Here is a 12,088-nt window from a genome sequence, read left to right as displayed (position 1 = left end):
AGAAGAAAACTCTAGCCCACCGAAAGGGGATGAGGAGGAGACCGGCGGGTCAGGCTACTCGTCGTCGGCCTTTTTGAGCCGTCGATCCAACGCAAATCGCGTCAGGCCGAGGTGCTTGGCAGCCAGGGTTTTGTTATAGTCCGACAAGCGCAGCACTTCGTCGATCAGCGCCCGCTCGACATCGATGAGCGTCTGTTGTCCCAGCCTCATCTCGACTCGCACGACCGGATCGGTTCCCGTGCCCGCGGCCACGGCGACCTTCGCCGCGCTCTCCCGCAGTTCAGCGGGCAGGCAATTGGGCGTCAGCGTCCGCCCTTGGCAGAAGATCATGGCGCGTTCGAGAATGTTCTGCAGTTCGCGGATATTGCCCGGATAGGCATAACGTTCGAGCATCCGGCAGGCCTCGGGATCCAGATCCGGCACCGGCTTGCCGAACTCCTGCGCGAAGCGGACAATCGCACGCCGGCAGAGGGGCAGAATATCTTCCGCGCGCCGCCGCAACGGCGGGAGTTCAAACGCCACGACATTGAGCCTGAAATAGAGATCCTCGCGAAAGGCCCCGCGCGCCACCTCTTTCTTCAAATCCCGATTGGTCGCCGTAATGAGCCGGAAATCCACCCCGAGGTCGTCGGTCCCGCCAAGGCGCCGAAACGACCGTTCTTGAATCACGCGCAACAGCTTGGCCTGCATGGACTGATCGAGGTCCCCGATCTCGTCCAGGAACAGCGTGCCGCCTTCCGCCTTTTCCAGCAGCCCCAGCTTCCGCTGGTTAGCGCCCGTAAAGGCGCCTCGTTCAAACCCGAACAGCTCGCTCTCAAAGAGCTCCTTGGGAATCGCGGTGCAATTGACGCCGATGAACGGCCCGGACGCCCGTGGCCCGTTGTGATGAATGACGCGCGCAAAAAACTCTTTCCCGGTTCCCGTTTCGCCGAGCAGCATCACCGACGATTTGGGATTATCCGCCACTTCACGCACCTGTTCGAGCAAGTGCTTCATCGCATAACTCTGGGCTTCCAGATTGCTCAACTGATACTGGCTCTCCTGCCGGCCCAGCTCCGACTCCAGACGCCGCCGGAGCGTCACGACATCCAGCACCCGGGCGACCACCGGATCGATGCCCTCCAGATCGACCGACTTGATCAGAAAATCATACGCCCCCAGCTTCATCGCCTCCACGGCGTCCTGCACGGTTCCGTACGCCGTCAACATGATCACCATGGCGGACGGAGCCAGCTGCCGCAGGCTCTTTAGGGTATCGAGCCCGTTGAGGCCCGGCATCTTCAAATCGAGCAGCACGAGATCGGGCACATCGTGCCGGAGCGCCTCCAGCAACGCTTCGCCGGACTCGTACCCCACGGCGCGATGCCCTTGCCGGGTCAGCCGCTTCACGATCGCGGTGCGAATCGCCTGTTCATCGTCGGTCACAAAAATGACTGCGCGCATCGGTCAGCCTTTCACCGTGTGCGGCTCCTGGCTCAGCGGGAGCCAGATCCGCACGGTCGTCCCTTTTCCCGCCTCGCTCGTCATGTGGATATCGCCCCCATGACTCGCGATGATGTTCCGGCAGATGGCGAGCCCCAACCCCGTGCCATGCCGCTTGCCTGTGGTAAAAAACGGCTCAAAGACGCGGGACAGCGCGTCGGGCGCAATCCCGACGCCGGCGTCTTTGACGAGCACCACGATGCCCGGCCGATCCTGGCTGGACAGTTCGAAGGCGATCACCTCGATGGCCGCGCCATTCACCGGAGAGGCATCGATCGCATTGTGAATGACATTCAGCAGCACCTGCTTGATCTGATCCCGATCGGCATGCACCTGGGCGGCTGTCGGGGACAACGACGCCCGGATGCCGAGCTGTTTCGCCTGCAGCGGCACATCGAGCGTTTTGACCACTTCGTCGATCACATCCGAGAGGCTGAACTGCACCGGCGCCAGCTCGCGCGGCCGCGCATATTCCACGATTTGGTTCACGATGCGATCCAATCGTTTCGCCTCTTTCAAAATCACGTCAATGTCCGTCCGCCGCGGATCATCGCCCGCAAACTCATCCAGCAACAGCGAGGCGGTGGACCCGATCCCGACGAGGGGATTCCTGAGCTCATGGGCAATGCCCGCCGCCACCTGCCCCAACGTCGCCAAATGCTCGGCCCGGCTCAACCGGGCCTGCAGGTCTTCCAAGGCCGTAATATCGACGTTGAACCCCACATACACCGGCTGGAGGCCGTCGCCGCCGACGATGGGCAGGCGGCGGCTCAACACTTTGCGCACGCCGCCGTTCTTGTGCAAAAATCGGAAGACGGTTTCGCACGGCTGTCCCTGCGCCACCGCTTGCCGAAATTCTGACAGGACTCGGTCGCGGTCCTCGGGGTGAATGCACTCCCTGAACGCATCGGGGTCCACCGGATCATCGGGATCAAGCCCCGCAAGCTCTTGGTTATAGCGATTGCTAAACGTAATCTGCATTCCCGTCGTGGTAAAAATCCCGAACGGAGCGTGATCGACAAGCCCTCGATACTTTGCCTCGGAGGCCGCCAGGTGCTCGTTCAGCCGGCGAAGAGCGGCCTCGGACTTCTCCATCTCATTGAAATGCCCGCGAATCTGGGCGCTCATGTCGTGCATGACCCTCGTGAGATCCCCGATTTCGTCGGTGCGCGCCAGCACAGCGATGGCCGGCACCAATCCCGCGGGCGAGGATCCGACCGTCGTCGCCAGGTCGCGCAGCGGCGTCGCGATCGAACGGGCAATCAGATAGAGCGCGCTGACCATCAGCCCGAAGGTAAACACGCCGCCGCCCAGCACCACGAACATGGTGGACGTGCGATCCTGGCTCAACTGCGCCAATTTTTCAGCGACACTCTGCTGCCCGTACCGGTCAAAGATTCCCATCTGCCGCCGAATCTCCACCATCAATTCCCGTCCGCGCCCCTCTTCGATGTAGTGGAATGCCTCCTGTTTGTGCCCCTCCTTGATGGCGCGAATCAACGCTTCTTTCTCCGTCACCAACTGGACCACCAGCGTTTGAATCGCTTTGAAGCGATCCAACTGCTCACCGGAAAGGCGCTCGGCCAGATCGTGGCCGATGGCAGCGATCCCTTCCTGCGCGACGCGATACGGCCGCAGATACCGATGCTGTTCGGTCAGCACATATCCCCGGAAGCCGGTTTCCAGATCGACGGCCAGCCGCATATACTCGGCCGCATTCTTTTGCGTCACATAGAGACTGTCCAGCTGCTCTTCGTCTTGCGAAAACGTCTCCACGCTCTGGTAGGTCATGACGCTCAAGACGATGAGGGCGACCAACGGAATGAACGACGCGAGCAGCAGCTTGCGATGAATCGGAAGGTTGTTGAACAGGCGGGCGGCGCGCTCTCGCATGGGCTCTCCCTCAATAGAGCATCGTAGGATTGCGACCCGCCCCGTGTCAAACGCACTCATTGCGCCGACAGGGCCACGTGCCGTTCCGGACTCCCGCCGCAGCCCCATCAAGGCGCCGACCGCTGCGTCAGATCATTATCAATCCCGTTGTGACGCACATTAACATCTATCCCCCCGACAGGCGGCGGTTTATCGAGATTGGTATATTGGAATGTACCGAACGGCTGGATCTCCTCGTCCGTCGGCAATTGCGTACGGTCCCAGCCTCCGCCGAGCGCACGAATCAGCGCGACCGAGGATCGCAGCAATTCGGCCTTGATCTGGACCGATTCGATGCGCGCCGTGAGCGTGGCCACCTGCGCGTAAATCAGTTCAAGGCTGGAGGCCAGCCCGCCCTGATACAGCTCCGTGGTCAGGTTTTGGGCCTTTTTCGTCGCTCCGACGGCAGCCTCCTGCCGGTCGACCGCCGTGCTCAGCTGAGTCGTCAGGCTCAAATTGTTTTCGACTTCGCGGAAGGCGTTGAGCACCGTCGAACGGTATCGATCTTCCGTTTCGCGGTAGGCCGACCAGGCCTGCTGCAATTGGGCGCGTCGATACCCTCCCTGAAACATCGGCACCGCGACCGTCGCGCCATAGGACCATAAACTGTTGGCCAGCTGGATGAGATTGAAGCCGGCATCCTCAAAGCCGCCTCCGGCCCGGAACGTCACATTCGGATAAAACGCGGCGCGGGCGATGCCGATGGCGCGGTTCGCTTGCGCCATCTGGCGCTCCATTCTGGCCACGTCAGGCCGACGCTCGAGCAAAGTCGACGGGATCGTCTGTGGGATCGTGACCGTCGCCACTCGCAGCTGATCGACCGGTTTGATCGTGAACCCGGCCGGCGCCATGTTGACGAGAATGGCAATCGACTGTTCCGTCACCTGGCGTTGCCCTTGAACCTGAGCCAATTTCGTTTCCGTGCTATAGAGAAGCGATTCGACGCGGGCGACATCGAGGGCCGACGCGATCGCACCGGCGAACTGAGTCTTCACGATGGCGAGTGACCGTTTATAGAGGTCGATCGATTGCTTATAGGTCGCGACCTCGGCGTCGTAGCCGCGCAGAGTGAAATAATTCGCCGCGATTTCCGCCTGCAGGCTGAGGCGCGCAAGCCCATAGTCGGCGGCGCGTTCCTCGGCGCGATACGTTTCCACGCGCGTCGCATTGCGGATCGCCGACCAGAAATCAGGTTCCCAGGAGGCCAGCCCGCCAATGGACACGGAGCTTTCCCGGAGCGGACTGTCAGGCGGGCGAAACAGGGTATTATCTGATTGCCTGTTATTCGAGGCCCCAAACCCCAGTCCTATCTGCGGCATTCGGCGCGACCGGGCCTTCATCATGTCATCGCGAGCTTGGATGAACCGTTCCGCGGCGGCCTGGAGATCCGGATTGGCTGCCATCGCCTGCTCTTCAAGTCTGTTCAGGAGCGGATCATCGTACAGCGTCCACCAATCCGAACGCAGGGCGTCATCCGACGGCTTCGCCTCCACAAAGGGACTGGCTCCGTGCCATGAGGCCGGAACCACGTATTGAGGGGGCTGATAGGCCGGCGCCAGATCGACATGCGGCAACCAGTCGCTGCAGGCTGACATACTGAGCGCCAGCAGGACCATCCCACTGCGCCGCACACCGGCGAGCAGGAGGCCGGACACCTGCGATCCTGTTCGTGCGGGGGTGCCCATCATGTGAGGAGAACCGTCATTTTGAAGTTTCTTCCTTTGAGGCCGGCGCATCCGGCGTCACGAGATCGTACCCGGGCGCCGGCGTGACGATGCGCACGGTGTCGCCTTCCAACAGCGCGGCGCTGGGGTTATTGATAATGTGCTCGCTGGCGGAGATTCCGTCCGCCACCTCGATGGCGCTGTCGAGAATCCGACCGACGGTAATCGGCTGAAAATGCACGCGGCCGCCTTCCGTCACCACGGCCACTTGCGCGCCATGCTCTTGAAAGACCATGGCGGTGGACGGAATCGTGAATACACTTTTTTCGACCGGCGCCGTGAGACGGACGGTCGCGTAGGAACCCGGCCACAGCGCCCGGTCCTCGTTCTCGATCGTGAATTCTGTGATGGCGGTGCGCGTGCTCACATCGAATCCACGGGCGACGGTCAGGAACTTGGCGGTGAAATGCCGATTGGGCAATTGCGGCACCGTCACGTCAGCCGTCAGACCTGGCTGGAGAAAGGGCCCGAACGCCTCCGGCACACTGACAAAGAGGCGCATCATACTGACGTCGGCCACGGTAAAGAGGTTACTGATCGTGCTGGAGCCGCCGGAGGAACTGATCGTACCTTCTTTATTGACGTAGTCGCCGACATTGATATTGCGGACAGTGACCACGCCATCGTAGGGCGCGACGATGGTCTTGAACTGAATCATCGCCTCGAAGTTCTTGACGTTTTGTTCCGCCGCCTTGACCTTGGCCGCTTCGGCTTTCGCCTCGGCGACTTGCACCGAGATCGCCTGCTCGGAAAGTGCGTGATTCGTGCGCATCGCCACGTAGCGTCGTGCCGTCAGTTCGGCTAGCGCATTCTTGGCACGCTCCGATTCCAAATCCGCCTTGGCTTGCGCATATTGGGCGTCGAGCGTCGGCGCGTTGATTTCGGCGAGCACATCGCCTTTCTTGGCCTGCGCCCCGTAGTCCTTGTACCACATCTTCACATAGCCCGAGACCTGCGCATAAATCGGCGCTTCGTACCAGGCCTGGATATTGCCGGGAAGCGTAATCGTCTCGTTCGGCGGCAACGGCGTTGCATGGATTACGGCCACGGTCGGAACGGCGCGTTCGAGGGTGGCGTCACGCAGCGCCGCAGCTTCGAGCCGGCCTTCGTACAGCCGATATCCGACATAGCACACACACAGAAGTATGGCTGCGACCGCAAGGCCTTTCCCGCGCAGGCTATTCATCTCAGGTACGCTCCTGTTGGCGGACGGCGCGCCGGTTATACATGATGGCGTACACGCAGGGTACGAACACCAGCGTGAACACGGTGGCCACAACCAAGCCGCCCATGACGGCGCGACCGAGCGGCGCATTCTGGGAGCTCCCCATCGACATCGGCAACATGCCGATGATCATGGCGGCTGCGGTCATGAGTACGGGACGGATGCGGGCCTTCCCGGCTTCGATCGCCGCCCGCAGCGCATCGCCGTGCTCGGCAAGCCGTTCACGGGCATAGGATACGACGAGAATCGAATTGGCCGTGGCCGTGCCCATGGTCATAATCGCGCCGGTCAGCGCCGGTGTGGAGAGATTCGTATGTGTCAGAAACAAACTCCAGGCGATGCCTGCCAAGGCGCCGGGCAAGGCCGAAATGATGATGAAGGGATCGAGCCACGATTGGAAGTTGACGACGATCAAGAGATAGACCAGCACGATGGCCACGACCAGGCCAATGACGAGTTCGGTGTAGGCCCCGCGCATCAATTCGGCCTGACCATGGATTTCGACCGCCGCACTCCGGGGCAGCTCGCCTTTCATGCTGTGGGCGACCGTTTCGACATCCGCCAGCACGCCGCCCAGATCACGCCCGTCTGCGGACACATAGATGTCAATTAACGGCATGATATCTTTGTGCGTAATCACGCCAGGCGTGCCGACCGCCGACAACGTGGTCACATTGCCGAGCAATTTCAGGCCCTTGTCCGATGCGTCCCGATCATCTCGATCGACGGGCACCGTCAACAGATCTTTGATGCTGGTGAGCTGCTGCTGAGGGGTGTACACGTTGATCCGGTAGGACATGCCGGTCTTCCGATCAAGCCAGTATTGTTGGTCGACCTGCTGGCTGCCAGCCGTCGTCAAGAGCAGGTTGCCGGCAACGTCCTTCTGGGTCAGATTCATGCCCAGTCCGAACATGCGGTTGGTTTCGGCGAGCAGGGTCGGCGTGCGCATGGTCTGCTGGATCACGACGTCGGTGGTCCCGGGGATCTGGCGCAAGCGGCCGGCTAGATTGCGGGCGAACTCGTAGTTGGCGTACCGCTCGGGGCCGTTGATCTGCACGTCAATGGGCGAGGGCGAGCCGAAGTTGAGAATCTTCGCGGTCAGGTCCGCCGGCTGAAACGTGAAGTCGGTGCCGGGATATCGCTCGCGCAAGCCCTGGCGGAGAATCCGCCGATACTCCCATACCGGCGACTTTTCATTCTTGAGGGAGATGGTCATATCGCAATCCTGCGGACCGATCGTCGGCGTTGGAATGAAGGCCAGGTTATGCGCGCCGACCGGCAGCCCGCAATTGCTCACGATGCCTTCGACCTGGCCGGGGAGCAACCGCTCAATGTCTTTCGAGACCAGCGAGGCAATGCGGCCCGTCGCCTCGATCCGCATGCCGAGGGGCGCCCGCATATGCATCTGCAACGTCCCGGACTTGATCTCGGGGAAGAAATCCCGGCCATTGAAATACAACAGACTGAGCGAGCTGACGGCGAGGACCAGCGCGATGCTGACGACACGGCCCCGATGGGCGACGGCCCGCTCAAGCAGCACATTGTACCGATCGCGGAAGCGATCGAAGCCGTGCTCGAACCCCTGCTGAAATCTGGCAAAGACGCTCAGCGGCGGCCTTTCTCCCGGCAGCGCCCCCTCCATCTGGGCATGCGGCCCCTGATGCCCGGCCAGCATGTAATTCGCCATGGTTGGCACCAGCGTCCGGGAAAGAATGAAGGACGCCAGCATCGCGAAGATGATCGCCTCGGCCATGGGCATGAACAGCCACCCGGAGACCCCGCTCAGCTTGAAGAGCGGCAGCCACACGATCGCGATCGCCAATGTGGCCACAAACGTCGGGAGAAGAATCTGCTTGGAGGCATCCATGATGGCATCCTCCAGCGGCTTGTTCATGGCGAGATGGGTGTCGATATTCTCAATCATCACCGTCGCATCATCGACCAGCACGCCCACGGCCAGCGCCAATCCGCCCAACGTCATGACATTGATGGACTGGCCGGCCCAGTGCAGGCAGATGATGGACGTCAGGATGGAGAGCGGAATTGTGGTCGCCACAATGACCGTCGCCTGCCAGGAGCCAAGCAGGAGGAGGACGATGAGGCCGACCAGGACGGCCGCGATCACCATTTCGGAGACCACATCCACAATCGAATCCCGGACGAAAATCGAGGCATCGTTCAGCAGCTTGATCTTCACGCCATCCGGCACAACCTTCTCGATACGCGGAATCATTTCCTTGATTCCATCGACCACATCCAGGGTAGAGGCCTCGCTGCTCTTCATCACGATGATGATGACGGACTGCTGGCCATCCACCAGCACGGCATTTGTTTGCACCCGGCCGGCGAGCCGCACATCAGCGACGTCCCGCAGGTGGATGAAGGCATTTCCCTCTCGCTTGATCGGGATGTCGTTGAAATCATCGACCTTCAGGGGGGACGCGTTCGTCAAAACGATCCAGTCGGTCGATTTGATCTTGATATCGCCTCCGGGCAGCACCAGATTCTGGCTCCCGAGAGCCAGATGGACATCAGACGGGGTCAGGTGGCGGGCGAGCAATTTCTGCTGATCGAGCGACACCATGATCTGCATATCCTGCCCGCCGTAGGGATGCGGCAGAATGGCCCCGTCGATGGTGACCAACAGGGGCCGGATCCGCATGATGCAGAGATTGTAGAGCTCCGCCATCGTGAGCGTATCGGAGGTGACTTGCAGCATAGCCACCGGCACCGAAGATGGCGCGAGACGCATGACCATGGGCGGGGAAATATCCGGCGGCAGCGCTTTGACCACCGTCTGCGAGATCGCCGCGATATCGGCTTCGGTCCCGCCGCGGTCGATACCGTCCTGAAGATAGACGTTGATGATACTGCTACCGTAATAGGAGTGACTGACGATGCTCTTGATGCCCTCGACGGTCGACGTGAGGAAGCGTTCGAAGATATAGGTGATGCGCCCTTCGACATCCTGCGGCAGCAGACCGTCGTAGGCCCAAACCACGGAGGTGACGGGAATCAAGATGTTCGGAAACACATCGGTCGGCATGTGGAGCGTCGTCTGGACGCCGAACAAGACGATCAAGATCGCAAGAACGACAAACGTGTAGGGCTTCTTCAGGGCGATGTGGATAAGCTGCATCATGGGCAGACACTATGTAGAGCAATGTCTGTGCCCTTGAACTAGCCCGTCTTCATCCAATCGCTTCCATGATACACATGCTGGAACGCGGCCATGGGAGCATCGCTTCGATCCCCGAACTGGCGAGTCCCCGCTTTCGCACTGCGCGTACCGTGCGGAATCGCTCCCTTTGCACATGCGCTCGGACGTGCGGACTGCGCGCTCGAAATTGCTCGGACCGAATTTCCCACGAATTTGGCGCTTCAGCTCGCCCTCAAAAATGCAAGCACCGAGAATCACCATTGGCACTGATCTTGCGATGAACCTTCACGGAAGGAACACGACATCGATCGTGATGAATTCAGACCTAATCCAAGGGAGTTCACGTGCAACCCGTTATTGGCAGGGGTAGAAAAGGGAGAACGATGATGGGATTTCGGAAGGCGAGCGTGCTGGCGGCAATCATGGGCGGACTCGTTATTGCCGGTGCACCAGTAGGACACGCTCAGACTGAACCCCTGACGGTCGGGGCGCCTCCGAGCCTACGGCCGGCCCTTACCGAAATCCTGCCCATGTTCGAACGAGAATATGGGGCATCGGTGAGCGTGGTGTATCGCCCCTCGAAAACCCTGAGCCGGCAGATCGAACAGGGGATTCCAATCGATGTATTCCTGGCTGCCGGGATGGATGAAGTCGAGTCCCTTCACAAGAAGGGCCTGACACTCAACGGCGCCCCCCGCATCTATGCGCAGACCTCGCTCGTCCTTGTAATGTCGACGGACTCCCTGGCCACATTGGTGTCCTTTCACGACGCGCTGCCTAATCGCACGACCCGCATTGCCCTCGGAGATCCCCGGACGTCCTCATTGGGCGATGTCACGGCCCGGGCGCTCTCCAAACTCAATCCCACCTATTTGGATAAGAGTCGCTCCCACATTCTCCATGCATCCCATAGCGAAGACATTCTTCAGCTGATTCACACCGGCAAAGCTGACGTGGGACTCGTCTATCGCGTCGACGCCATCAACGGCGGACAGGTGCGCATCAGTGACGAGGCCCCTACTGGATCTTATATGCCGGTGCATTTCGGTCAGGCCGTGATCTCGACAGGCCGGGAGAGCGCCCGCGACGTTGCCACGGCGTTTTCCGATTTTCTGATGAGCCCCCGCATCCAGAAACTCTTGCTCAATTACGGATTTGACCCTATCCAGTAACGAGAGCGATCCAACCTGATCGGGCAGCCGTTCAGCAACCACAGCCCATTGCCGCCACCATGGCTCCGGGAATCTGCTTCTATGCGGCACTACGCCGAATATATCCGGCCGGCCTCTTGGCGCCATCGAGAATCGCCCCCACCGCACCTCGTCCAGGGAGCACGCCTAGACGCGCTAGCGAGGCATCCCACTCAAGACGAGCAGGAAAAAAGAGAACGGAACGACACGAGCAATACGGTCCGCCTAAATTCCCGCATAACTTTATTGCCAAAACTTACGTAGCCGTTGCCCTCACACAGCATTAGGCCTCCTCCCACTTGGCCCCAATGAACCGCACTGCGCGCATCGTGCGAATCCGCTCGACCTCACAGTGAATATCGTTCGACTCAGCATTCTTCAGGCGTTTTCTCACACGTCGCGAATGGCACTGACATTGCTTAAGCCGGATGGCGGTTCAAATCAAATCAATCAGCGCACAGTCAGCCACGAATCGAAGGAGGGCTCGGATGGATTACGTCAAACCTCTCGGCGTTGTCGAAAGCATGCTGGCTGGCGCCAATGTCAAACTGAACGTTCCCCCTCTGCACCTCGTCATTCGAGGCATGCTGGCCGGGGCCTATCTGGGCATCGCGACCAGCATGGCGGTCACGGTCGCAGTCGAAACCGGCTCATGGATCGCGGGCAGCCTGCTGTTTCCCTTCGGGCTGGCGCTGGCCGTTCTGCTGGGCACGGAAATCATCACCGGCAGTTTCGCACTGCTTCCCTGCGCCGCCGTTGAAAGCAACGGCCAGGTCGGCATGCGTCGCATCCTTGCCAATTGGGCATGGGTCTTTCTCGGCAATCTGCTGGGATCGACACTCTATGCCCTGCTCTTTGCCCTCTGCATCACCACCGCATGGGACTCTGCGATTTCACCGGTTGGCGCAAAGTTGATCGCAATCGCAGAAGCAAAAACCAACTACTATGCCGCCCATGGCTCGTCCGGTCTGGCCACGGTCTTCACCAAAGCCGTCCTATGCAATTGGATGGTCAGTCTCGCCGTCGTCGCCTCCTTCGCCTCCACCTCCTTCACCGGAAAGCTGATCGCCATCTGGGGACCGACAGTCCTCTTCTTCTCCCAGGGATTTGAGCATGCCGTCGTCAACATGTTCGTCATTCCAGTAGGCATGCTGCTCGGCGCCAATGTCACTGCCCCCTCATGGTGGCTCTGGAACCAAATCCCGGTGACGTTAGGCAACCTGGTCGGAGGCATGCTGTTCACCGGGCTGGCCATCTATCTGACGCATCGGGCTGCCTCGCCGGTAGCGAGACAGCCCGTTCCGGCGGTGCAACCGCACCCCGCCCCCACAGAGCAAGGCTATTCTCCGATTTTCTGACGTGAGGTGATGCGACG

The 12,088-nt window shown here is 60.5% G+C and carries 7 protein-coding genes; 2 read left to right on the top strand and 5 right to left on the bottom strand.

Annotated features, from left to right (window positions below; all coding sequences use genetic code 11):
• Positions 1 to 54: 54 nt before the first annotated feature.
• From RI101_04320 to RI101_04300, 5 genes are all read right to left on the bottom strand, one after another.
• Positions 55 to 1,443: a sigma-54 dependent transcriptional regulator gene (locus tag RI101_04320; GenBank protein MEC4889265.1), complete on the bottom strand. Its 1,389-nt coding sequence runs from the start codon at positions 1,441 to 1,443 to the stop codon at positions 55 to 57.
• 3 nt (positions 1,444 to 1,446) lie between these two features.
• Positions 1,447 to 3,375 (bottom strand): ATP-binding protein, encoded by a 1,929-nt coding sequence (locus RI101_04315; protein ID MEC4889264.1) that lies wholly within the window; start codon positions 3,373 to 3,375, stop codon positions 1,447 to 1,449.
• A 107-nt stretch (positions 3,376 to 3,482) separates the two neighbouring features.
• Entirely contained in the window at positions 3,483 to 5,102 is a 1,620-nt protein-coding gene (locus RI101_04310) for an efflux transporter outer membrane subunit (protein ID MEC4889263.1), read from the bottom strand.
• 13 nt (positions 5,103 to 5,115) lie between these two features.
• Positions 5,116 to 6,324, bottom strand: a complete 1,209-nt coding sequence (locus tag RI101_04305) for an efflux RND transporter periplasmic adaptor subunit (protein MEC4889262.1) — start codon at positions 6,322 to 6,324, stop codon at positions 5,116 to 5,118.
• A 1-nt stretch (position 6,325) separates the two neighbouring features.
• Positions 6,326 to 9,505: an efflux RND transporter permease subunit gene (locus tag RI101_04300; protein ID MEC4889261.1), complete on the bottom strand. Its 3,180-nt coding sequence runs from the start codon at positions 9,503 to 9,505 to the stop codon at positions 6,326 to 6,328.
• Between the two features lie 401 nt (positions 9,506 to 9,906).
• Here RI101_04300 and modA point away from each other — a divergent pair, with 401 nt between their 5' ends.
• Positions 9,907 to 10,695: a molybdate ABC transporter substrate-binding protein gene (gene modA, locus RI101_04295; GenBank protein ID MEC4889260.1), complete on the top strand. Its 789-nt coding sequence runs from the start codon at positions 9,907 to 9,909 to the stop codon at positions 10,693 to 10,695.
• 506 nt (positions 10,696 to 11,201) lie between these two features.
• Positions 11,202 to 12,071, top strand: a complete 870-nt coding sequence (locus RI101_04290; GenBank protein ID MEC4889259.1) for a formate/nitrite transporter family protein — start codon at positions 11,202 to 11,204, stop codon at positions 12,069 to 12,071.
• Positions 12,072 to 12,088: the final 17 nt, after the last annotated feature.

It is taken from the genome of Nitrospira sp., assembly GCA_035968315.1.
GTDB lineage: Bacteria > Nitrospirota > Nitrospiria > Nitrospirales > Nitrospiraceae > Nitrospira_D.
Note: the sequence above shows the minus strand (reverse complement) of the source record. Positions and strands in the feature narration are given on the sequence as shown.

Coding starts and splice junctions, on each gene's coding strand:
- RI101_04300 (MEC4889261.1), bottom strand. CDS start 9,505: ATGATGCAGCTTATCCACATCGCCCTGAAGAAGCCCTACACGTTTGTC.
- RI101_04315 (MEC4889264.1), bottom strand. CDS start 3,375: ATGCGAGAGCGCGCCGCCCGCCTGTTCAACAACCTTCCGATTCATCGC.
- modA (MEC4889260.1), top strand. CDS start 9,907: ATGATGGGATTTCGGAAGGCGAGCGTGCTGGCGGCAATCATGGGCGGA.
- RI101_04320 (MEC4889265.1), bottom strand. CDS start 1,443: ATGCGCGCAGTCATTTTTGTGACCGACGATGAACAGGCGATTCGCACC.
- RI101_04290 (MEC4889259.1), top strand. CDS start 11,202: ATGGATTACGTCAAACCTCTCGGCGTTGTCGAAAGCATGCTGGCTGGC.
- RI101_04310 (MEC4889263.1), bottom strand. CDS start 5,102: ATGATGGGCACCCCCGCACGAACAGGATCGCAGGTGTCCGGCCTCCTG.
- RI101_04305 (MEC4889262.1), bottom strand. CDS start 6,324: ATGAATAGCCTGCGCGGGAAAGGCCTTGCGGTCGCAGCCATACTTCTG.